This window comes from Acinetobacter sp. YH1901134, assembly GCF_013416965.1.
Taxonomy (GTDB): domain Bacteria; phylum Pseudomonadota; class Gammaproteobacteria; order Pseudomonadales; family Moraxellaceae; genus Acinetobacter; species Acinetobacter amyesii.
On record NZ_VPEW01000001.1, the window covers coordinates 165667 to 189488 of the forward strand.

Consider the following 23822-nt stretch of genomic DNA (forward strand, 5'->3'; position numbering starts at 1 on the left):
TACAATTAAGTTTGAGCAACCTTCTTGGTGGCAAAACATAAGAAGCCTTAGCTATGAAAGAAATATTAAAAAATTTAGTTGAAACAACTACGCTTCCTGAAGATAGTTATCTTGATCAAGATGCAGAAATTTTAGAGATTTTTGTTGAAGAAATAGAAGAAATCTTTGAAGAACTGGCGGGTTTATTTACAACTTGGTTGGAAAATCCACAAGATAAAGACACTTTAACGACGATTCGTCGTCATTTCCATACCCTGAAAGGTTCAGGTCGTATGGTCGGGGCAAAATCGGCGGGTGAAACTGCATGGGCAGTTGAAGATACACTGAATCGTGTCATTGCGGGTTCAGTACAGTTAACGCCGACAGTTCAAAAGTTTGCACAAACAGTTTTAAATGTTTATCAATATAAGCTCTATCCACGGTTTAAAAATGTTGCCGAATTGGATGTTGACTTACGTCCATTGGTTTTAATGGGGCAACAATTACAACAAAATATTAGCCTTGAGCCTGCACTCGAAGAATTATTAAAACTGGCAGATCAATTAAAATCTGAAGATGGTCTCACTGGTTTAGAACTGACTGATGTTGAAGCTACAGCGTCTGTAGAAGTGCTTGAAAGCACAATTGATGCGGTTGTTGAATCAGAACCTGCTCCTGAACAAGTGGATGCAGATGCATCACTGGTCGAAGAGACAGTGAGCATTTTTATTGAAGAAGCTGAAGAACATCTACAAACGATTGATCAGTTCCTCCAATCTGATGACAGTAAATCACAAGATTATAATGGCTTGATTCGCGCGCTACACACCTTGCGTGGTAGTTCGTCGATGGCGCAAATCGAAGAGATTTTTGAAGCCAGTTCAAAAGTTGAAAACTTATTCAAAACCTTATTGCAAGACGAAATCGTATCGAGCTCGAAAGAAACTGCGTTATTGATTCAATATGCTGAATTTGTTCGTGATTATTTACACGTGCTGCGTTCAGGGGGTAAGGCAAATCTTGCATCTATTTATGAAACCTTCAAAGCTGCTTGGGATGATTATGGTTTTGCTAGCCAAGATCAATTGGCGCCTGAAGATAATCCGCAAGGTTTGGTTTCTAAACTAATCGAATTAAATATTGATCAGTTATTAGATGCTGAATTTGAGTTTGATAAACGTGCCCTTGCTGAATTCCCTGACTATATTCAACAGCTCAGTCAGCAAGCTTTAGAGTTGATTGAACATACGGATAATCGTGCGTCTGTTGGAATACATGATTTCACAACTCAACTGCGTGCAGCGTATCAGTCTTTAATTGAAAAGCCTGAATTACTCCATGCTGATTATGGTTATGAGTTATTTGCGCAAGCACATCAAGAGTTCATTCACTTATTTGACACTTTAGCTGCGGGTCAGCGTGTAGTGTTAAGTGAAGAGGTTCAGCGTTTCTTAAATGAGCTGACTGCATTTGTTCAACAAGACATTGAAGCAGTTGCAGCGACGACAACACCAGAAGCCCATGTAGTTGCTGAACCTGTTGCCACAGTAGAAGATAAAGCCGCTGTTGCAAATACAACAGCAGTAGACTTTGCACAATTAAGTCAGCGTATTCAACTTGATCATCAACAGATGCAAGCGGCGGATGCGAATAATGACTTTGATGAAGATCTTTTAGGGATCTTTATTGAAGAGGCAGAAGAATTATTGGTGGGGATTGATCAAGACCTCAGTACTTGGACACGTGATCAGACCAATACTTCAGCTTTGAATAATTTAATGCGCTATTTGCATACCCTAAAAGGTGGTGCAAATATGATTGCCGCGTCTCATGTGGGTTTAATTTCGCATGAATTGGAGTCGATTTATGAGCGCATTATTCGTCAGCAAATTTCGATTACGCCTGCGTTAATTCAAATTATTCGTTTGGTGCAGGATGATATTTTAGATCGTATTCAAACCATTCGTGACCAAGGGATCGACTACCCAGCGAATAATGTGATCGATATTCTTAAGAATATTCAGTCAATTGTGGCAGGAGAGCGTTCAGAACCTGTTGCATTGGCTTCGGCTCCTATTTCAGCTGAAACTCTACAAGCTACAGTAGAGCCAGATGTGTCGGTGTCAGAGCCGATGGACGCTGCTGAAGACACTGCAGAAGCAGTGGTTGAAGCTCAAACGACTGCTCACACTGAGTCCGCTGTTGAACATCTTGAACATGCGGTTGCTGAACATGTTGAGCATCCAGATGATGATCTACGTTCGGTCATGGAAGAAACTTTCCTTGAAGAGTCTGAAGAAATTCTTGAACAAGCCGTTCAATTATTAAATCAATGGACTGAGCAACGTAGTGACCGTAACGTATTGCTTCAATTACAACGTGCTGCCCATAGTATTAAGGGTGGTGCGCGTATGGTTGAAAATGAACCTGTTGCCGCAATTGCGTATCAACTTGAGACGACGTTTGAGCATTTTGCGGTTCATCATTTCAACTCAAATGCATATGACGGCTTACTCAAAACGACGTTGGCATGGTTAAAAGAAGCAATCTTCAACCATGACTATAGTAATTTTGACAGCATCAAATTGAGCTTAGAATCCATTCAGTATGTGGATGTTACGGTTCAATTGCCAAACCGTGTTGCAGAATTAGAACAAGGTATTGTCAGTAAAGGCTTTGAATTTATTCAAGGTGATGGTGTTGAACCTCCATCTATGTTGGGTGAATGGTCTGAAGCCAATTCTTCTGATAACAGTAATGAGATGATTCGTATCTCGGCTGATCTCGTCGAGAAGATGATTGACTTATCAGGCGAAAACTCGATTAACCGTTCACGTATTGAGATGGACTTAGGTCAGCTAGGCAATACCTTGAATGAAATGGAGTTAGCAATTAAGCGACTTGCTGACCAGTTACGTCGAATGGATGGTGAGCTTGAGTCACAAATTATTGCCAAACATGGTTCTGAAAATTCACGCTATGCGGATTTCGACCCATTGGAGATGGACCAATATTCATCGATTAACCAATTGTCAAAATCTCTAGCCGAATCTGCGTCGGATTTGGTTGACTTCAAGAGTACTTTGGCAGAAAAAATCCGTGATGCGGAAGGTTTGTTATTACAACAATCACGTATTCAGTCAGAAATTCAAGAAAGTCTGATGCGTACCCGTTTGGTGCCATTTGATCGTTTGTTACCACGTTTACAACGTATTGTGCGTCAAACCTCTTCGACCTTGAACCGTCCTGCAGAATTGATTGTTCAAAATACAGAAGGTGAATTGGACCGTACGATCTTAGAGCGTTTGGTGACACCATTTGAACATATGCTGCGTAATGCGGTCGACCATGGTTTAGAAGATACTGCTGACCGTTTGGCTTTAAAAAAGCCAGAAGTAGGTAGCATCGTCTTGAACATTAGTCGTCAGGGTACTGATGTACTGGTGTCTTTCAGTGATGATGGTAAAGGGATTGATGAAACCAAAATTAAAGACAAAGCCTTAAAACTTGGTTTAATCAAAGCGGATCAGTTCCTCGATAAACAAGAAATCTTGCAATTGATCTTCCATCCAGGTTTCTCAACGGCACAAGCGGTAACGCAAATTTCGGGTCGTGGTGTTGGTCTGGATGTGGTGCAAAGTGAAATTAAAGCCTTGGGTGGTCATGTTTCCGTTGAGTCTGAGTTAGGTAAAGGGACGACCTTTACCATTCGTGTACCAACCACAGTAGCGGTCAGCGATGCCTTGATGGTGAAAGCGGGCGATCAGCAATATGCGATTTCATTAGCGCAAATTGAACGTATTGTCCGTATTGCACCTACGGCACTCGAAACTTACTTCAATAGTAAGGATGACGTGTTTAAAATTGACAACACCAATTACAAACTACGTTATCTATCAGAGTTTGTGGGTAATCAGCCAATTCCACGTTTAAATAATGTCGGCCATTCATTGCCTGTACTGTTAATTAAAGGCAACAGTGGTCAAACCATTGCTTTATTGGTCGATCAGCTGGTGGGTTCCCGTTCTCAAATCGTGGTGAAACCAATTGGTCAACAATTTACCAGTGTGGCCGCGATTGCAGGTGCCACGATTCTAGGTGATGGTCATGTATGTTTGATTTTGGATGGGCAAAATATTGCACGTCAAATTCAAACTACGCAGCGTGTTAAACATTCAGCTGAACAGCGTGATTTGGGCCGTCAAGCCAATGCGCGTCGTTTAGTGATGATTGTCGATGACTCGGTAACTGTACGTAAAGTGACTTCACGCTTACTTGAACGTCAAGGTTATGACATTGTGACAGCGAAAGATGGTGTAGATGCAATTGAGCAGCTTGAAAATGTCCGTCCAGACTTGATGCTACTTGATATTGAGATGCCACGTATGGATGGTTTCGAAGTGACAAACTTAGTTCGTCACCATGACATTCACCGTGACCTGCCAATCATTATGATTACATCACGTACAGGTGAAAAACATCGTGAGCGTGCATTTAGCTTAGGTGTGACTCACTATATGGGTAAACCATTCCAAGAAGCTGAATTGCTTGCCAATATTGAAGCTTTAATTGCAGAAAAGCAGGGGTAATCTATGAGCCAAAATACTGTTTCTCAGATTGTCAGCGATAAAATTGATCAACAGGAACTGCAACATCTCATTACGGTATCTACCGGGTTTATCGATGCATATATCATTGATTGTCATGGTAAAGAGCCAATGTTGTTGCCACAAAATATTGTGCTTTCGGCGCTCGATAGTGCAACCAAGGTTCCTTTTGTTGAATGGCATGAATTGAAATTGCCTGTTTTCTCGGTCAATGATCCTGCAAAAAATCAGGGCGTGGCTTTGGTGATTGAAGGCGATGATGTTGGACAGCGTTTTGCACTGATGTGTAATGAAATGCCGAAAACCATTCGTCTGCGTATTTCTGAAGTGGTTGATGAAGAAAAAACCGTGAAAGACGCCAATATTTTCCAATATGTACGCCTGGCCGATCAGGTATTTCATATTCCAAATTTAGCCAATATTCAAAACAGCATTGGGCTTCAAGTGGCTTAGTATTTGTAAAAGCGAGATATAAAAAAGGAACTCCATGGAGTTCCTTTTTTTTGACTATGTGGGGAATATTTAAGCCAACAGGTTTTCTAAAATCTTTTCGTAAATTTCAGAAAGTGGCTCCAACTCTGCCACATTGACGTGTTCATTTATTTGGTGAATCGTAGCATTTAAAACACCCAGTTCAAGCACCTGTGCTCCTGTAGGCGCAATGAATCGACCATCAGAAGTTCCACCACTGGTCGAAAGTTCTGTTTCTGTCCCAGTAACATCTCGAATGGCATCACGTGCAGCATTCACTAACTCACCGACAGGGGTTAGGAAAGGCAGACCAGATAACGTCCAAGAGATGTCATATTCAACGCCATGACGATCTAAAATTTCCAAAGTACGTGCTTTGAGTTCATCTGCCGTTACTTCTGTTGAATAACGGAAGTTAAAGAGTAAATTCATCGTGCCCGGAACAACGTTGGTTGCACCTGTACCCGCATTGATATTGGAAATCTGGAACGACGTTGCAGGGAAGTATTCGTTACCATTGTCCCACACGGTATCGCAAAGTTCAGCCAGTGCTTTTGACGCAGTATGGATTGGATTGATCGCAAGATGTGGGTAAGCAACGTGACCTTGTTTACCTTTAACGGTTAAATTGGCATTTAGTGAACCACGACGACCATTTTTAACAATATCGCCAAGTGTGTTGGTGCTAGATGGTTCACCCACCAAACACCAAGTCATTTTTTCATTACGCGCTTCTAAAGTTTCAACAACTTTGACGGTCCCGTTGATCGAAGGACCTTCTTCGTCAGAGGTAATGAGAAATGCAATAGAGCCTTTATGATTTGGATGCTTTGCAACAAAACGTTCTGAAGCTACAACCATAGCTGCCAACGCTGTTTTCATATCTGCGCTGCCACGACCATACAGTTTACCGTCGCGAATTTCAGGAAGAAATGGGTCAGAACCCCATGCATCTAAGTTACCCGTAGGTACAACATCAGTATGACCTGCAAAACAAAATACTGGTGCTTCAGTCCCTTTACGTGCCCAAAGATTATCTACATCATCAAAACGCATATTTTCAATGTTAAAGCCAATCTTGGCTAAACGTTCCGCCATAATGTTCTGGCAGGTATGGTCAATCGGTGTCACCGACGGTTGGCGCAGTAATTCTAGGCTGAGATCAAGAGTTGCTGTTGAGGTCATGCTAAATACAGAAGTCAAAAATGTCGCAATATAATAGGCGAATCGACAAGCGAAGGGAAATTTAGACGTGAAAAAACCCTATTTAAAAAATAGGGCTCTTTTATAAATTCTTGGGAAAGAAATTAATTGCGGCGAATTTCTTCCGAAGTTTTCTCAGCAGTATTGGTTACAGCATCTCCAGCTTTAGATACGTCTTTACCAACACCTTTTACTGTATTACAACCTGTCAGTACGAAAGCAACCATAAGTGATGCAGCTAAAATTTTTTTCATTGAATGTAATCTCCATTATGAAAGAATAATTTTTAGAAGACTAAATTATTCTGTTGTGAGATTTAGATTAAAAAATAGGCTTATTGAACAGTAGGTAGTTTTTATGGTGGTTGAGTAAATAAATGTAATTATCTATCAGGCTTTATATTTAGTATTCTGCCATTTCAAGTGGTTTGAGGCAAAACTAAGCGTGGTAATCTATACATATAATAGCTTTCATCGCTGTCCTTTTTATATAAACCATCTGTCCACCAATGTGCAGTTTTACTTGTGGGTTGCTGCTGTACGCAGATCCATTCATGTCGTTGTAGGCGATAGAAACCTTGACTTATGGACGGAATGACATGTCCCCATTGACCTATTCTACGCGCAGGATTGACCCAGTTTGGTAATGTGCTGGTACGCTGAATAGGTAAATATAATTGACCCTTTAAAACGCAATAGCGTTGTTGAATCTGCTGCCCAAGTGCTTCATCAAATTGGAATTGTTTTTGGGTAAAATGATTAAGCTTTCGAGCCAAAGTATCACTACGATTTAAGCCATACCAATAGGGTAATTGAAAATCGCGCTCTGCTAGATAGTATTTTAAAGCCACTTCCCAATGTTCAACTTCACCACTTTCAGTATTTTTTAAAACAAAGTCGAGTTCACCTACTGTACGAGGGCCGTCAATTTTTTGAATGCTATGTCCGAGTAACTGGTAGGGATGGTATGGGTGATCGAGAAGCCAAAACCATATAAACATTTCGAAACGTAAACCAAGGCGAGTACTTTTTAATTTTTGTAAAAATTCTACTAATTCACTTGGGTGTTGTTCGAGTTGTTTTAAACGGGGAAGGTAGGCTTCAAAATATTTATGCCAAAGCTCGTTTGGATGAAAATGAAAGGGATAGCGGATTTCGAGTTCATTGGGAATTTGCTGCAGAATATTTGGGCTAGCAATACAGAAAGCCAATTGGCGAACTAAGGGCTGTTTAAATTGCAACCATGGCTCAAAATAAGACGACGTTGTCGGGGCTACAGCCATATTGAAACCTTTCGAATAATGCAGAATAACAACGGATAATTGTTAAAAACATCTTATACTACCTGAATTGAAAGTTCAGGGTAGCGGTATGAAGACGTTGTTTTGGCGAAGCTTAGTGGTTGTCTTTGTCATTTTAGGCTTTATAGGGGCTTTATTGCCGGGAATGCCCACGACAGTCTTCTTAATATTAGCTGCATGGGCGGCTTCAAAAGGTTGGCCTCAAATGGATGCTTGGTTGTTGAATCATCCTAAATATGGGCCAACCTTAAGCGCTTGGCGCGAAAATGGCACAGTCCCACGCAAAGCAAAATGGTTTGCATCGATCATGATGTTTGTGAGTGGTCTGATTATGCTTTTTACATCAGCACCGATTGCCGTCAAGATTTTCACTGACTTAACCATGTTGATTGTTGGCATTTGGTTATGGACACGACCAGAGCCAAATAAGATTAGGACTATTGAACATTCGCCGCAGACTAAACCACAAGATAAAGATAAGCAGAAAGAGCAAGAGCATGTCTGAATATACCCAAGATCAAGCAGATATCCTGATTAACTTGAAAGATCAAACTTTAACTTTGCCGAAGCTAAATAAGTTTTACCTCATTTCATCGGGTAAAAATGGCATTGGTGAGCAGGAAAATAGTGGCAAGACGCCACGAGGCTGGCATCAAGTGGCTGAAAAGTTTGGTGGACAACAACCTCAAAATGCAGTTTTTAAAGCACGTCAGTGGACCGGAGAGGTTTACGACGAGCAACTTGCTGCATCACACCCTGATCGGGATTGGATTTTATCTCGAATATTATGGCTCAGTGGTTTAGAACCCGGCTTTAATGCAGGTGAGGGCTGTGATACTTATCAACGTTATATTTATATCCATGGCACACCAGATAGAGAGCCTATGGGTATACCGATGTCACATGGTTGTATTCGCATGCGAAACAGCGATGTTGTAGAACTTTATCAATTGATTCCATTAAATGCGCTGGTTTACATCACTGAACATTGAACACGTCGTTAAAAGCATAAGCCATGAAAGCCGAAGTTCATGACATCAAACCATGGTTTGAAGAATTAAAGTGAGTTTGAAAGGCGTTTTTTGTCAGAAGTAATACACGCAAACTAACAGAAAATCGTGTTTGAATGTATTTTGTACACTGTGGTGTTTTAGAATGTAGTGTATGTGATGAATTAATCGTCGGTTCGCTGAATGATTAGTTATGAGTCCACGCGAAAAACTGTTTTTATGTGAATGATGCAGAATATAAGTCATATTTTTAGTAATAAATTTACAGGTTTATAGCTAAAAAATGTTCAAAAATACTGATTTTTCCGCAATATAACTTATTTTTTAATCACTCAAACAGAAAAAGTGGAAAAGAGTTAGAAAAGCGTTTGACAGACCGTGAGGATTCTCTATAATGCACCTCATCAAACGATGAACATGTTTTGAAAAGGGCGCTTAGCTCAGTTGGTAGAGCGTCTGCCTTACAAGCAGAATGTCGGCGGTTCGATCCCGTCAGCGCCCACCAAACCTTTTCAGCGTTAAGATATTTAGAGTGCAGCGGTAGTTCAGTTGGTTAGAATACCGGCCTGTCACGCCGGGGGTCGCGGGTTCGAGTCCCGTCCGCTGCGCCACTTTGAATCTTAATTCGTTTGAACCACAATAGCGACATTGTGTAAGTGCAGCGGTAGTTCAGTTGGTTAGAATACCGGCCTGTCACGCCGGGGGTCGCGGGTTCGAGTCCCGTCCGCTGCGCCATTTACATGATAGACCTTTTGAGGGCGCTTAGCTCAGTTGGTAGAGCGTCTGCCTTACAAGCAGAATGTCGGCGGTTCGATCCCGTCAGCGCCCACCATATTTTTTGCGATGCAGCGGTAGTTCAGTTGGTTAGAATACCGGCCTGTCACGCCGGGGGTCGCGGGTTCGAGTCCCGTCCGCTGCGCCATTACAAAGAATATAATTGTTGTACCCTTTGAGGGCGCTTAGCTCAGTTGGTAGAGCGTCTGCCTTACAAGCAGAATGTCGGCGGTTCGATCCCGTCAGCGCCCACCATATCTTTTAAGATATAGGTTGTGTTTCGAAAGAAACTACGTGATGCAGCGGTAGTTCAGTTGGTTAGAATACCGGCCTGTCACGCCGGGGGTCGCGGGTTCGAGTCCCGTCCGCTGCGCCATTTATCTTAAAAATCTCTGTTCAAGAGAATGCCTTTAGAAAAATCTTCGATTTTTCTCTTGCGCTCAGACAAAGCTTCGCTTTGTTACTCTTCGCTCAGGGCGCTTAGCTCAGTTGGTAGAGCGTCTGCCTTACAAGCAGAATGTCGGCGGTTCGATCCCGTCAGCGCCCACCATATTCTTCTATAGAAACTTCTTTCCCCAAAAGCTTGCCTAAATTTTCTGATTTACATAGAATCCGCTCTATAATAATTTTAATATTGTATGTGATCTATGAGAAATCCATATCAGCGCAAGGCAGCGTCTAAAACTCAAACTACAAATTACAATCCTCAAGAAACCTATAAACAATTTATTGAAAATATGGTCGCTCAAGGTGGCGTGATTGCGTTATATCAAGATGGTTGGGCCCTTTGTGCGACACCTACAGGTCAACGTTCCTTCGCCATTTGGCAAAACCGTGGTTTGGCACGTTTATTAATTAAAGACAATTGGTCCAATTATGAAATTCAGGAAATTTCATTAAAAGACTTTATCGAAAAAGTCATTCCGTTTTTACGCAGCGAGAGCACTACAGTATCTTTAGATTTAACCCCAGAAGGACAAAATATTTTAGTTGCACCTGAAAAGATGCTGTTAGATATTAAAAATTATTTATATCAAGTTTATCAACAGCGCCCAGAAATCTTTGAAAACCTTAAAATTCCTTTGCCACGTAACATTCGTTTAAATTAATGGTTTATTTACAGCATAAAAAAGCCCTTGTTCATTGGTCGAACAAGGGCTTTTTTTTAATATTCGTTAAGTACAAAACCGCTCAAAAAGGCAAAATATTCTCGTAGCCAAGAGTTGTAGCGGATGTACAGCGGTGTAGGCGCTGCAATGGTATACACCTGTGTATAGCCTAACTTTCGTGCAATTGCTTTTGCACGTGGAAGGTGAAAGTCACTACTGGCAATCGCAATGGGGGCATCAAGAGAAATCTGATGTTGTTTTAAAATCTTTTTACTATTGATCAGGTTGAGTTCTGTACTGGTACTTTTACTTTCTTCATATATGCCTGCCGCTGAAATGTCATAGTGTTGAAGTAAATAGCGTTTCATGACGGAAGATTCGGTCATTTTTTCATTAAAGCCTAAACCACCCGTCATGATCATAATAGTATTGGGTTGTTGCAAGGCATACGGTGCTGCGGCATCGAGACGCGCCTTTAAGGTCGGAGAGGGTTGACCATTTTCAATACCACTACCCAAAACGATGATGGCTTGGACGGAAGTAAATGGCTTGGATTGCTGGCTATTGAAGTGTAAATACGCAAAAAACAGTAAAAGGCTCAATAGCCAAAGCCAAAACAACCACCATGTAGCACGCCAGAGCCTTTTGAGTTTAGGGTATTGATCTAAAATATTGTGGATTTGCGTCGAAAATAGTCCGGATAAAATAAAAATACACCCAATGACTAAGGGTAAAAGGATGCCTAAATGAATTTTATCTAATGTAAGTAACCAAATGGCATCTACGCAGAGCAGCAAGCCTACACAAAGCAGTAGTATTCTTTTCATGCAAAAAATTAAAGCAGTATTCGTATTTGGCCTAAGTATAGCGTGAAAAAAACCAGACACGAGGTCTGGTTTTTAGTTGGGACTATTTATGAGTAAACATCTTATTAATAAACATCACGGCGGTAGCGCCCAGCTTGACGCAGTTCAGCAACAACGTCTTCACCTAATATATCAATCAGTGCGTGGTCAACATCCGTTGCCATACCGTTGATACTACCGCAAACGTAGATCACGGCACCTTGTTCTACCCATGATTTTAATAAGGTCGCATGGTCACGTAGCTCATGATGCACATAGCGTTTCTCCGTTTGATCACGAGAGAAGGTGAGGTCTATGCGTTGAACTAAACCGGTGTTTTGCCATGCTTCAATGACGTCTTGATAAAAGAAATCATGTGCGCGTTGGCGCTCACCAAAAATCAGCCAGTTTTGCGTATAGTCTTGACGAACTCGTGTATGTAACAGGCTGAGTAAACCAGCAATACCTGTACCGTTACCAATACAAATCACAGGACGATTATCTGCAATCAGATGGAATGATTCATTGGTACGAATACGCAGTTGTAGTGTGCTATTGATCGCAGCATGTTGTGTTAACCAACCAGAGCCTAAACCAAGCTCACCATCCGCATTGGATTGCTGACGCACCACTAAGCGTAATACTTGCTGACTTGGAATACTGGCAATCGAGTATTCACGAGTTGGAAGCGGTGGAAGCTGTTCAAGCAAATGATCAAGGTTGGCAAATGGTTCAACATCCGTATTTAGGTTGCGATCCCATAATGCATCTTCAATACGTTGCTGAGTAGAATCAACCACTTGCTGACTTTGAATTTGGTACTTTTGCATGAAGTTTGCAATACGTTCAGCACTATTACCAGGTTGAATCTCTGCAATATCACCCGCTTGCCAATTGGCTTCATGTTGCGGTTTTAACTCAATATTAAATGCAGGTGCACCTAAACTGTTCGGGTTGAGTAAATCACGTTTGGTCAATGTCCATGCATCAAAAGTTTTTTCAATTTGCATGTGCTGAAGTTCAAGTTTAGTCGCTTTGGCTAAAGCGCTATTCCATGCTTGAATGGCTTGGGTATCGCCATTATTGACTTCAATCGTGTTAAACAGGGGCTTCGCAGCATTACTCTGCATCCAACGATGAATCGCATGACCAAAGCTACAGAAAGTATCAGGATATTCTTCTGAACCTAAAGCTAATACGGCAAACTGAACATGACTCAAATCGAGGCTTTGTGTCATCAGTTTACGTTCAAAGCTTGAAGCGAGGTCAGGTGCTTCGCCAGTGCCATAAGTACTTGCAACAAATAAAACCTGAGCGGCTTGCGTTAAGTCATCAGCAGAAAGTTGCTGAACAGCTTTCACTGTGACGGGCTGACGAGCCTCTTGTAAGCTTGTTGCTGTACGCCATGCCAATTGTTCAGACTGACCTGTTTGTGATGCATAGCAAATTAACCAAGGCTGTGCGTTTGGGTCGATGGCAACAGGTGCTAAGCTTTGACGAGCTTGCTGTGTCAGTTTTTTCTGTTTACGACGTTTGAGATAGAGCATCCATCCAGTGACAAAGAACAACGGCATCATGAGGGATGCAATAACCACAAAGAACTGATAAATCGGTCCGAAGAAACTACCACGATGCACAGGTAACATGCTGGTCATGATTTTTTCATTTAATTTTTTATCTTCGTATAACTCGATATCGGTGAGAGCAGACGTTTTGTAGTTATAAGTCGCTTTGTTGCGAGCACGTTCATGTTGAGGGACGGCATCCACAAAGTTAATTTCTAATTCACCATTGGCTTTTTTCGGAATATTAAAAGTGACACTTGAGTATTCACGACCAATATTTTGATTAAAGCCATTCCAACTTTGGGTAAGGGCAATATTCACTTGTTCTGGTTTTAGACCACGTTTTTCTCCGCGACCTTCAGCACCATGTTTGTTTTCTTGAGAGCCGTGTTCAGAGGGACTCGACGTTGCAGGGTTTCTTTCAGAACGTGCTTGGTGTTCGCCATGAGTTTGTTTTGCCTCAGTGGCTTGTTTTTCACCACCTTGCTTTGCACCCGCCTGTTCAGCAGATTGCCCATTCGGTTTTGGACGTTCTTGTAACTGGGGCTGTGGACGTTCAACGCCCATGACTTTAAACATGCCATTACGCCACCAGTCATAAGACCAGTACAGGCCTGTACATGCCAAAATGAGATAGAAAATAATCACCCATGTGCCGACGACAGCATGTAGATCCCACAGGAAATTACGTCCTTTGAGCTTTGGTTTAACTGCAAGCCATTGTTTAACAGAATGTCTCTTTGGCCAACGCAGATATAAACCACTCAATACAAAATAAATCAGCATGAGTGTACATGCGCCGGTAATTTGTTTACCAACAGGGCCAACAGTTAAATTACGGTGTAGCTGCTGTACAAACTGGAAGAACTTTTGACCTTTGATTTCAGGTAAAACTTCGGCTGTATAGGGGTTAACCATGATGTTATAGCCACGACGAGCACCTTCTTTGACAATATTCACGGTACTTGAGGCGGTAGCATCTGAGGCAATAGAGATGCTGTTGATTTTCATGTCAGGATCAGACTGACTAAAGTGCTGATAAAGCTCAGCAGGGGTTAGTTTAGGCTGCTGTTGAGCCTGAACCACATAACTGTCCTGATTGATTGTTTTAAGTATTTGCTGTTCATAGGAATAAATGGCACCTGTAACCCCCATGAGCGAGAGTATTAAGCCGGCACTAATCCCCAAGAACCAGTGAATCTGGAAAAGGGTTTTCTTAAACATGATGGATTTAATATTGATAAAAGGTTGCTGAATTGCGACGAATTATAAACGATGATGTAGTAGAGAATGTGGAAAAAGTAAGTAATATTCATTCTCATTATTGTAATTATCAATGATCATTCGAAAATTAAACAGATAAAAAAACCTCCAAAAGCGGAGGTTTTTTTATACATAAATGTCTGTTTGGCTTAAATTGCTTTAGCTGGGCCTACAGTTTCATTTAAGTGTTTACGAATGGTCGAAAATGGAAACTTCTTGCTATCCATACGTTTAGGCAAGATGTATGCGCCGTCTTGACCCTTCACTTTAAAGTTCAAAAGGATGAAGTCTTTAGTGTCATACCATTCATGAATGTCTTTCCAACCGACAGTCATCGTACCCATGTTTGCGCCCATACGTTGCTGCATAGAGATCCCATGCGGCTGAACACCCATGCGAATGCCTTTAATTTCTTGTACAGGAACCTCGTTTAGTTTGCGTTTCGCATACCACTCGATACCGAATTTACGCACAAGGAAGTAAATCACAACACAGACAATAGCTACCCAGCAAAATACTGTTGAATAGTTCTTAATAAAGATGAGGCCCAAGAGTGCCAGAGCAAGAATTGCACCCATAATTAGCCATGCTTTTTTGCCAATTTTGAAGTTACTGCGAGACAGAACAAGTTGAGCATAACGTTGTTCTGCTTCAGAAATTTCATAAGCCACTGGCTCTAGCGTGTAGGCATATAAATTTTTTGCGGTCATAGTGAAAGTAACAGATTTAAAACTGTAAAAAGTTTAGCATTATTTATACCAATTCAGTGAGTATATTGTTCCAAAATCATCCAAATTATAGCGAAGCCAGTTCAGTCGATGCCTGATCATGTTCATGACTGAGATTTTGTTTCAATTGGCTAAATTGGTTCAACACGTTAAACATCAACGAAAGCTGTTGTAGCACAATCAAGGATTTTTGATCTTCCTCACTATTTTGTGACAATCGCTGACGGATTTCTTGCAACATATTTTGCGCAGATAAGTCTGGAACTTCGTCACGCAGCAATGCACCTTGAATGTCATCTGTGGCTTTATCCAATAAGGTTAAGACCTGTTGGTCTTGAATTTTTTCACGATGCGCACCTAAGGCCGCGATATAACTAATAAAGGTGTGATTGAGACACAAAAACTCAAAGGCTAAAGCTTTTTGAGTCGGATCGGTATCGGGTTCGGTGGCTAATGTGGAAATCAGTGATGCTACTTCTGCATCGGTATTATGTGCTGCACGACGGACCACACGATAATTCAAGCCGTTATTACGACCAGATTTGTATTGTTCAACCACTTCGGCCAAATAATCACACTGCGCTTGAATAGAGCGACTGATGGTCCGAGGTAGGCGACGGAACTTCCAGTCTGGGAAAATGAAACTCACACCAAACCATGCCAAGGCACAACCAATCAGTGTATCAATCATACGCGGCATAGCTGCGGCAAAACCCATGCCATCTAAGTTAAAGTTGATCAGCGCCAAAATGGTAATAAATGCAGTGGCTTGTGCATATTGCTTACTGCGTAATTCAAAAAACAGCACGCCACTTAAAATGAGTAGCAGTAACTGACCTTCGACAGAAGGAACAAAATATAAAATCGCATAACCTAAAATAATTCCGACCAAGGTGCCAATGATACGTAAATAGAGGCGGCGCTTGGTGGCGTTAAAGTTTGGCTGGCTGACAAACAGGGCAGTCAATAAAATCCAATAGCCATAACTGATATTGGTCACTTGGACAAAAATATAACCAATAAATAACACGGTCGATAAACGCACAGCATGACGGAACAGCACCGATTCAGGGCTCAAATGTTGTTTGAATCGAATGACGATGTCGTCCCAACCTTTTAAATCATCATCTTTTAAACGATTTTCAATCAGGGCTTGTCGGTCAATATAACGCTCGGTTTCGACATTACGTAATTGCGCATCGATGCCTTTTAGGTTTTGGTATAAAGCAAATAAAGAGTTGATCCAGACCTCATCGTATTTTTGCTCTTCACGCAGCTTTTCGAGTGACAATTTTAGATTGTGGAACGCATGTTTAAAACGTTGATTATGATGATAGGGTTTTCGCTGTAAGATGCTGATACTTAAATCTTTACAGGCTTTACCTTGAATCGAAAGCACACGTTGAAAGCGAAATAAAATATCACTATGTTCAAAAATACGGGTCAATTTTTGATAATCAATATGCGCGGAATCGGCACGTTCATGAATGTCTTGTGCGACAAAATAATATTGCAGGCTACGACGTGTATCTTTTTGTCCACGGTCGCCTTTTAAACGCGTTAATAAGGCTGTTTTCATATCGTTGAAAATGCCAATTAATTTGCCATTTTCTAGCGATAGCTCAATCAAACTTTGCTGATAACTTTCCGGTGTCATATCGACATCAAACAAGTTAGATTTTGCAAATAAGAAGTCACCTAGGGACGAATAACTTTGGGCCAATTTGTCCTGAACTTGACGTACAGGAAATAATAGAAAGCTCAAAGTCGAAAGCAGTCCATACCACATCGCACCGATGACCAATAAACCCGCTTGTGTGTACCAATTTTCAAAAAGTTCGACCCCAAGCATGGAATACACGGAGATCACCAGACAGCCATAAGAAATGGTGGCATAGCGACGACCCAATGAACCCAAAAGAATCCAACCGATACAAGACACAATCAGCCCCAAAGCAAATAAAATCGGATGCGGGAACAACAGATAAATGGATACCGCAGTAACAAAGAACCCAATATAAGTATAAATTTGATTGAGCACGCGGACTGAAAAGCGGTCATCGATATCACTTAGACCAGCGGCAACCACACCCAAGGTGAGGGGAATGGTCATCAATTGCTGATCTAAAAAATATGGGACAAAGGCTGTTCCTGCGAAGGCAATGACCATGCGCAAGTTATACATAAAGGTCGTGTTATAGGTTGCTTGTTTCAGTCGTGCGAGCCAGGCGTTCAAAATTTTTCCTTTGCTAAAGCGATGGGGCAGTAAGCAATGTGTATCGTGTGAATTTTCACATTGAAGCCAAGAAATAATACTATGTGCAGTGTAAACTTGTCTGCAAAACTTGCTTGCAATAAATGAATTATTCTTATGAAAAGCGTCGAATCACAAAAGGAATTTTCTCAACGCTGGATCGTCTTATTGGCGTTGCTGACTGCTTTGGGGCCACTTTCAATCGATATGTATTTGCCTGCTTTACCTCAAATGGCCGATGATTTTGGTGTCACAACGCAACAAGTGGCCAATAGTCTTCCTGCGTATTTCTTGGGTTTGGCGATTGGGCAGTTAATTTATGGGCCAGTCAGCGACCGTATTGGGCGTAAAACACCGCTATATTTCGGTTTGGTTTTATATATTTGTGCCAGTTTTCTGTGTGTCTTTGCCAATAGTGAATGGAGCTTGATCGCTGCTCGTGTTTTGCAAGCGTTGGGTGGCTGTGTCGGTGTGGTGATTGCCCGTGCTGCAATTCGTGATCGCTTAAGTATGCAAGCTTCTGCTCAAGCTTTTGCCAGCATGATGATCGTGACAACAATTGCACCAATCATTGCACCTACTTTAGGCGCATGGGTTTTGCAGGTGTTTGAATGGCAATACATATTTGCGGTATTAGTGCTTGTCGGTATTTTTTGTCTTTTCTGCGTACATTTTTTCTTTCAAGAAACCCTACCTGTTGAGCGGCGCTTAAAATTAAGTTTGAAACAAGTCTTAGGCTTATATAGTGCGATTTTACAGGACGAAAGCTTTCGTAAACCGATGCTCACAGGCTGTTTTTCTGGTGCAATTTTATTTTGTTATATCAGTGGTTCATCTGCCATTTTGATGGATGGTTATGGTCTGAGCCAACAGCAATTTGCTTACGTATTTGGTGCGAATGCTTTAGGGATTATGGTGTTTTCGACCCTCAATAAGAAACTTGCAAATCGACTGGATGTTCGCCATCGATTGCACTTGGGTAATGCACTTCAATTATGTGGTGTGCTGATCTTATTGGTGGCGGGCCTATTTTATCTTTCATCTATCGTTGTTGTAATGTTTGGCATGTTCTTATGTGTTGCTTCTATCGGCTTCACTGGGCCAAATGCCACGGCATTGGCGATGTCTGAACAAGGCTCACGAGCTGGCACAGCCAGTGCAATCATGGGAAGTATGCAATTTGCCTGTGGTCTAATGGCCGGAATGTTTTTGAACTTTTTAGTATGGTCAGCGCTCATCAATATGGCCCTGATTATGTTGCTGTTTGTGGTTATTGCAATGTTCACCATACGTAGTTTAAAAGCTTCAGCCATGGGTTGAACTGAATGCAGGTGATGACGTTTAGCAGGTCTTACTTAAACGTCAGTCATCAACGTACTAGTATTATTGATCAAATATCCACGTCACTCATTATAAATGTTCATCATCCATAACTTTAGAAGAGGGCGCTATTTTCCCATTGTGAGGGCAGTATCTGTTTACTCGAAACTTATATCAAAACAATCATCCACTTGGAAATAATTTGTGATACGGTGGATCGCTGTTGTCTCACTCTAATGAAATAGAGCAACTGATAAATAAGTATTATTTGCATTAAACACAGTACTTTATGTTGAATCACTATATATCAAATGCCTCTATTGGCAATATGTCGGATTTTATAGTTTTTATTGCATACCTACAGGGTATGGGTTTTTACCTTTAAGGTATGAATATTGAGATTTTTTGCCATCTGAATCAGCTAAGTCCGAATTTTAACTAAATATTTCAGTCTATTTTCAGTAATGGATTCAGGTTTCTTGCTTTTTGCTTTCAAGTATTTCGTTATTGGGGGCTACAAGTTAAGGCTTTAATGCGACTAAAGCACGGATATGCAGCATGAAATTTGTCCGCTCAAATAGCTGAATAACAAAGCACCCGGATTTAGGGTATACAACAATGACAGGACAATAGAGAGCTTAGGATGAAAACTCAAACTGTATTCCACCCAATGAAAACCCTTGTTGTTGCCATGAGTTTGGCAACGGTGTCAATGGCTCATGCAGGCAGCAATACTTCTGAAATTGAACAATTACGTGCAGAAGTTGCAGAACTGAAAAGTTTGATTAAAGCGCAGCAGCAAGTTCAACAACAGCAACAAACAGAGATTCAGCAAGTTAAAGCGCGTCCTGTTGCACCACCACCGCAACCAGCTACTCCAGCAGCAAGCTTAAAATCTAAAACAGGTGCAGATGTAAGTCTTTACGGTTTTGTTCGTGGTGATGCGAACTATATTATTGAAGGTGCGGATAACGACTTCAACAACGTACATACGTCTAAAGAAGAAGCACGAGATAAACTTCGCGCAACTGCAAAAACCACACGTTTTGGTTTAGATTTTACAGCACCTGTCGGTGGTGATAATAAAGTGGGCGGTAAAATCGAGGTCGATTTCAATGGAAGTGGCGAAACTATTCGTCTACGTCATGGTTATTTAACCTTTAACAACTGGTTATTTGGTCAGACCACATCAAACTTCTTATCTAGCCATGCACCAGAAATGATTGATTTCAATACAAACTTGGGTGGTGGTACTACACGTATTCCTCAAGTTCGTTATAACTACAAGTTAGCTCCAGATACTCAATTATTTGTTTCTGCGGAAGAAGGGGATAGTAAAGGGACTGTTGCTGCAGATCCGACGTATCGCCTTCCAAACTTAACTGCCAAAGTGACTCAAGGTTTTGCTGCAGGGAAAGGTACCGCTTCAGCTCGTGCATTGGTTGAAAACTACAAATCTAAAACTGCGGATGATACAGAAACAGCTTGGGGTGTAGCAGCGGGTGCATCTTATGCAGTGACTGATCAATTGAAATTGAATGGTGATGTTTCGTATACAGAAGGCAACAGCAACTATTTATATGGTTCTAACTCGGCTTACTCTGTGGTAGATGGCAACATCGAGCAAAACAAATTCACTGCTGTACAAGTGGGTGCAACTTATAAGTTTAATGAAAAACTACGTTCGACTTTAGCTTACGGTGCGCTATTTGCGGATGATGGCAGCGCGTATGCGAAAGATGCATCTAACTCAAATGCAAACGAAGAAGCACAGCAAGCTTGGATTAACTTTATTTACGCACCTGTAAAACCAGTTGAACTTGGCTTGGAATATGTGAACGGTAAACGCAAAAACTTTGCGGGTGAATCTTATAACGATGACCGCGTGGGCTTAATGGCTAAATATAGCTTCTAAGCTAAATCATCGAAAAGAATCGATCAAAAAAGCCTGACTCAGTTCAGGCTTTTTTTTGAAACAGGAGATTTTTCAACGCAAATTAACCCATAGCACTAAGCAGATGGAATCACTAAATCACCTGAGTCATGATGTCGTACTGGTTAAAGCATTCATTTAACTACGTCCTACATGGCATCATGTTCAAATCTTTAATATTTTATATAGATAAAAAATGCGAATACATTTTAGTAAAAACAAACAGATATAACTTTAAATTATAGCAAATAAAACTTTTTGTAATTAAAATTAATGAAATTTCTCTGTTCTCCACGCATAATGTGCGACTTTTCTAATCAGCATTTGATTTTATGTATTTCATCTATGATGTGAATATTGTAGTAAGTGTTGGTTTAGTAAGCATGAACTGCTTTTATGGATTTGTTTTGTCGAATTGAGTTTTCACTTCTTTTAACTCAGGCATACATATTTGAATCAGATGATGAATATTTATGATTGGCAATGAATAGCTGGTAGCCTGATTTATTGGTTAAATTTACAAATTGGAATTGTATTTTAATTAATAAACGCTACTAATTTCTATTAATTGGACTAATAAATATTCTAACCATTTTGGACAAATTATTATGGAATTTAGCTTTAACGCATTTTATACCTTAATTGCGGCGGTGATCGTTCTTTTATTAGGACGTTTTCTGGTAAATAAAATCAGTTTTTTGAGGCGTTACAATATTCCTGAGCCCGTAGCTGGCGGTTTGGTTGCTGCAATAATTTCATTGGTTGTACATAGCATTTGGGGTTATAGCATTACTACGAGTAGTGAATTACAAACCAGTTTTATGCTGATTTTCTTCGCATCCATTGGTTTAAGCGCAAACTTTGCCAAATTGAAAGAAGGCGGAATTGGTCTTGTTATTTTTCTGGTAGCCGTTGCTTCTTTCATTGTTGTGCAGGATGTCGTTGGTATCAGTCTTGCCACTTTATTGGGTATTGATCCACTGATTGGTTTGATTGCAGGTTCAATTACGTTGACAGGTGGTCATGGTACAGCTGGTGCATGGGGTGAAATTCTTGAAGTTGAACACGGTATACAAGGTGCATTAGCTTTAGGTATGGCAAGTGCAACTTTTGGTTTAATCATTGGTGGTATTATTGGTGGCCCATTAGCTAAGTTGCTAATTAATCGTTATCACCTAGCAACTCCGCGCACGAATGAGCAAATTGAGCGTAGTGATAACACACCACTAGCTGATATTAATTCAACAGAATATGTACCTTTTGAATATCCACATCGTGTTCGTTTAATTACCGCAGATAATGCAATTACGACTTTGGGCTTATTTGCTGGCTGTTTAGCATTTGCTGATTTTATGACGGCTTTCAGTAAAGGTACGATGTTTGAATTACCGACATTTGTATGGGCTTTAGCTGGTGGTGTCATTTTACGTAATGTATTAGAAGGTATTTTCCGCGTACAAATATTTGATCGTGCAATTGATGTATTTGGTAATGCTTCATTATCACTGTACTTAGCAATGGCACTATTATCGTTGAAACTATGGCAGCTATCAGATCTTGCAGGACCATTAGTTGTGATTTTGGGAGCCCAAACATTAACAATGGCACTATATGCTGCGTTTATCACTTTCCGTGTAATGGGCAAAAATTATGATGCTGCGGTTTTAGCGGCGGGTCATTGTGGTTTTGGTATGGGGGCAACACCTACCGCAGTTGCAAATATGCAAGCCATTACCAATATGTATGGTCCATCTCATAAGGCTTTCCTAATCGTTCCTTTATGTGGCGCATTTTTTGTTGATTTGATTAACGCAACAGTTATTCAATTAATTCTTAAATTCTTTGCTTAATTTAGAAAGGCTCTTCAAAAAAGAGCCTTTTATACTTTTGACCATTTAAAACTAGGGTTGAATATGAATGAACAATTAAACGAAACCCTGATGAGCTGGGTCAAAGTTTTTAATGATCCGCTTTGGGATTTCCTTGTTGTCTTCTTGGTTGCTGTTGGTATTTTTTATACCTTAATCACTGGTGCAGTTCAGATTCGTCTATTTTTTCATAGTATTAAAGTGATGAAATCTAGCCGTAAAGAAGGCGATGATGATCATGGTATTACACCATTCCAAGCCTTTGTGACTGGACTGGCAAGTCGTGTCGGTGTGGGTAATGTCGCAGGTGTTGCAATTGCGATTGCAATTGGTGGGCCGGGTGCAGTGTTTTGGATGTGGTTTACCGCATTTTTAGGGATGAGTTCTGCATTTGTGGAGTCTTCACTTGCACAGCTCTTTAAAGTGCGTGATACGCAAAATCAGCAATTCCGTGGTGGTCCAGCGTATTACATCACGCAAGGCTTAAAGCAAAAGTGGTTGGGTGTGGTTTTTGCCATTGCGCTGATTTCAACCTATGGCTTTGTGTTTAATGCAGTACAAGCCAATGCGATTACGGGTGCAACTTCACATGCTTGGGGTTGGGATAAAGCCAATCTAGTATTGAGTTTGGGCAGTTTTAGTTTTGAAATTTCATGGGTAGGGTTATTCCTTGTCTTTATAACAGCGCTGATTATTTTTGGTGGTATTAAGCGTATTGCAAAAGTGGCAGAACGTTTTGTTCCATTTATGGCATTACTTTATTTGGCAGTCGCGCTCTATATCGCTTTTGCTAACTTTGCGATTCTCCCAGATATTTTCCAGTTAATATTCAGCAAAGCATTTGAGTTTGATGCTGCGGCTGGTGGTTTCTTCGGTGCTATGGTTTCTATGGCGATGATGCAAGGCATTAAGCGTGGATTATTCTCAAACGAAGCGGGTATGGGTTCTGCTCCGAATGCTGCGGCAGCATCAGATGTTAAACACCCGGTCAATCAAGGCCTGGTTCAGATGCTCGGTGTCTTTGTCGATACATTTGTGGTGTGTACCTGTACGGCGATCATTATTTTGGCATCTGGCTTGTATGAAAATGCAGGCTTTGAGGGTGTTGCTTTGACGCAAATGGCGCTTGAAAGCCAGATTGGCGCATGGGGAGATGACTTCCTTGCCATAATCTTGTTCTTATTCGCTTATTCTTCAGTAATCGGTAACTATGCTTATGCTGAAGGTAATGTGCAGTTTATCAATAACAATCCTAAGGTCATGTTTATATTCCGCGTAGTCGTCCTCATGATGGTGTACTTTGGCTCAATCATGAGTGTGCCACTGATTTGGAACTTAGCGGATCTCTTCATGGGCGTGATGGCGAGTATTAACCTCTTTGCGATTTTATTGCTGACTCCATTCTTATTGATGCTGATGAAAGACTACACCTCACAGTTAAAACGGGGTGTAAAAGAGCCAGTATTTAAGATGGATGAACATCCAAAATATAAGGATCGCGTTAATTCCGATATTTGGTAAAGTCAAAAATTAACTTTAAAAAGCTCCGTTATCGGGGCTTTTTTTGCTAGACAATGTTTTGGATCTTGATGT

The 23822-nt window shown here is 40.9% G+C and carries 15 protein-coding genes, 8 tRNA genes and 2 pseudogenes; 18 read left to right on the forward strand and 7 right to left on the reverse strand.

Annotated features, from left to right (window positions below; translation table 11 throughout):
• Positions 1 to 53 precede the first annotated feature (53 nt).
• The 3 genes and pseudogenes from FTV50_RS16835 to FTV50_RS00765 all read left to right on the forward strand — a co-directional run.
• Positions 54 to 2010, forward strand: a pseudogene (locus FTV50_RS16835) (Hpt domain-containing protein); the annotation flags it as partial.
• Between the two features lie 218 nt (positions 2011 to 2228).
• Positions 2229 to 4568, forward strand: a pseudogene (locus FTV50_RS16840) (response regulator); the annotation flags it as partial.
• A gap of 3 nt (positions 4569 to 4571) precedes the next feature.
• On the forward strand, positions 4572 to 5039 hold the full coding sequence (locus FTV50_RS00765; protein WP_180023169.1) for a hypothetical protein: 468 nt from the start codon (positions 4572 to 4574) through the stop codon (positions 5037 to 5039).
• 69 nt (positions 5040 to 5108) lie between these two features.
• Here the strand turns inward: FTV50_RS00765 and dapE are convergent, their stop codons facing one another.
• The 3 genes from dapE to FTV50_RS00780 form a co-directional block, all read right to left on the reverse strand.
• On the reverse strand, positions 5109 to 6242 hold the full coding sequence (gene dapE / locus FTV50_RS00770) for a succinyl-diaminopimelate desuccinylase (RefSeq protein WP_180023170.1): 1134 nt from the start codon (positions 6240 to 6242) through the stop codon (positions 5109 to 5111).
• A gap of 122 nt (positions 6243 to 6364) precedes the next feature.
• A complete protein-coding gene (locus FTV50_RS00775) occupies positions 6365 to 6514 on the reverse strand; it encodes an entericidin A/B family lipoprotein (RefSeq protein WP_078191053.1) in 150 nt (49 codons plus the stop codon).
• Between the two features lie 164 nt (positions 6515 to 6678).
• Positions 6679 to 7542, reverse strand: a complete 864-nt coding sequence (locus tag FTV50_RS00780) for a DUF1853 family protein (RefSeq protein ID WP_180023171.1) — start codon at positions 7540 to 7542, stop codon at positions 6679 to 6681.
• An 88-nt stretch (positions 7543 to 7630) separates the two neighbouring features.
• Here FTV50_RS00780 and FTV50_RS00785 point away from each other — a divergent pair, with 88 nt between their 5' ends.
• From FTV50_RS00785 to FTV50_RS00835, 11 genes are all read left to right on the forward strand, one after another.
• Entirely contained in the window at positions 7631 to 8065 is a 435-nt protein-coding gene (locus FTV50_RS00785) for a YbaN family protein (RefSeq protein ID WP_180023172.1), read from the forward strand.
• Positions 8058 to 8552, forward strand: a complete 495-nt coding sequence (gene elsL / locus FTV50_RS00790) for a cell wall-recycling L,D-carboxypeptidase ElsL (protein ID WP_078192250.1) — start codon at positions 8058 to 8060, stop codon at positions 8550 to 8552. The genes FTV50_RS00785 and elsL overlap by 8 nt, the downstream gene beginning before the upstream one ends.
• Positions 8553 to 8999: 447 nt before the next feature.
• Positions 9000 to 9075 (forward strand) — tRNA-Val (locus tag FTV50_RS00795).
• A 29-nt stretch (positions 9076 to 9104) separates the two neighbouring features.
• Positions 9105 to 9181, forward strand: a tRNA-Asp gene (locus FTV50_RS00800).
• Between the two features lie 47 nt (positions 9182 to 9228).
• Positions 9229 to 9305: transfer RNA gene (locus FTV50_RS00805), tRNA-Asp, on the forward strand.
• A gap of 21 nt (positions 9306 to 9326) precedes the next feature.
• Positions 9327 to 9402 (forward strand) — tRNA-Val (locus tag FTV50_RS00810).
• Between the two features lie 13 nt (positions 9403 to 9415).
• Positions 9416 to 9492: transfer RNA gene (locus tag FTV50_RS00815), tRNA-Asp, on the forward strand.
• 31 nt (positions 9493 to 9523) lie between these two features.
• Positions 9524 to 9599: transfer RNA gene (locus FTV50_RS00820), tRNA-Val, on the forward strand.
• 44 nt (positions 9600 to 9643) lie between these two features.
• Positions 9644 to 9720 (forward strand) — tRNA-Asp (locus tag FTV50_RS00825).
• Between the two features lie 98 nt (positions 9721 to 9818).
• Positions 9819 to 9894, forward strand: a tRNA-Val gene (locus FTV50_RS00830).
• 97 nt (positions 9895 to 9991) lie between these two features.
• On the forward strand, positions 9992 to 10453 hold the full coding sequence (locus tag FTV50_RS00835; protein ID WP_180023173.1) for a DUF2750 domain-containing protein: 462 nt from the start codon (positions 9992 to 9994) through the stop codon (positions 10451 to 10453).
• 56 nt (positions 10454 to 10509) lie between these two features.
• Here the strand turns inward: FTV50_RS00835 and FTV50_RS00840 are convergent, their stop codons facing one another.
• The 4 genes from FTV50_RS00840 to yccS form a co-directional block, all read right to left on the reverse strand.
• Positions 10510 to 11280, reverse strand: a complete 771-nt coding sequence (locus FTV50_RS00840) for a YdcF family protein (protein ID WP_180023174.1) — start codon at positions 11278 to 11280, stop codon at positions 10510 to 10512.
• Positions 11281 to 11384: 104 nt separating this feature from the next.
• The gene (locus tag FTV50_RS00845) at positions 11385 to 14087 is read right to left on the reverse strand and encodes a sulfite reductase flavoprotein subunit alpha (protein WP_180023175.1); all 2703 of its coding nucleotides are present in this window, start codon (positions 14085 to 14087) and stop codon (positions 11385 to 11387) included.
• A 188-nt stretch (positions 14088 to 14275) separates the two neighbouring features.
• Positions 14276 to 14836, reverse strand: a complete 561-nt coding sequence (locus FTV50_RS00850) for a YcxB family protein (protein WP_180023176.1) — start codon at positions 14834 to 14836, stop codon at positions 14276 to 14278.
• 85 nt (positions 14837 to 14921) lie between these two features.
• Positions 14922 to 17090 carry a YccS family putative transporter gene (gene yccS, locus FTV50_RS00855; RefSeq protein ID WP_180023177.1) on the reverse strand — a complete coding sequence of 723 codons (2169 nt, stop codon included), beginning with the start codon at positions 17088 to 17090 and terminating at the stop codon, positions 14922 to 14924.
• 135 nt (positions 17091 to 17225) lie between these two features.
• On the opposite strand from yccS, the gene FTV50_RS00860 reads away from it, so the two are divergent.
• The 4 genes from FTV50_RS00860 (at position 17226) to FTV50_RS00875 (ending at position 23750) form a co-directional block, all read left to right on the forward strand.
• Positions 17226 to 18428, forward strand: coding sequence for a multidrug effflux MFS transporter (locus FTV50_RS00860; RefSeq protein ID WP_180023178.1), 1203 nt, complete (start codon positions 17226 to 17228; stop codon positions 18426 to 18428).
• A gap of 643 nt (positions 18429 to 19071) precedes the next feature.
• Positions 19072 to 20343 carry a DcaP family trimeric outer membrane transporter gene (locus tag FTV50_RS00865; RefSeq protein WP_180023179.1) on the forward strand — a complete coding sequence of 424 codons (1272 nt, stop codon included), beginning with the start codon at positions 19072 to 19074 and terminating at the stop codon, positions 20341 to 20343.
• Positions 20344 to 20969: 626 nt separating this feature from the next.
• Positions 20970 to 22211, forward strand: coding sequence for a sodium/glutamate symporter (gene gltS, locus FTV50_RS00870; protein ID WP_078192244.1), 1242 nt, complete (start codon positions 20970 to 20972; stop codon positions 22209 to 22211).
• A gap of 63 nt (positions 22212 to 22274) precedes the next feature.
• Positions 22275 to 23750: a sodium:alanine symporter family protein gene (locus FTV50_RS00875; RefSeq protein ID WP_180023180.1), complete on the forward strand. Its 1476-nt coding sequence runs from the start codon at positions 22275 to 22277 to the stop codon at positions 23748 to 23750.
• Positions 23751 to 23822: the final 72 nt, after the last annotated feature.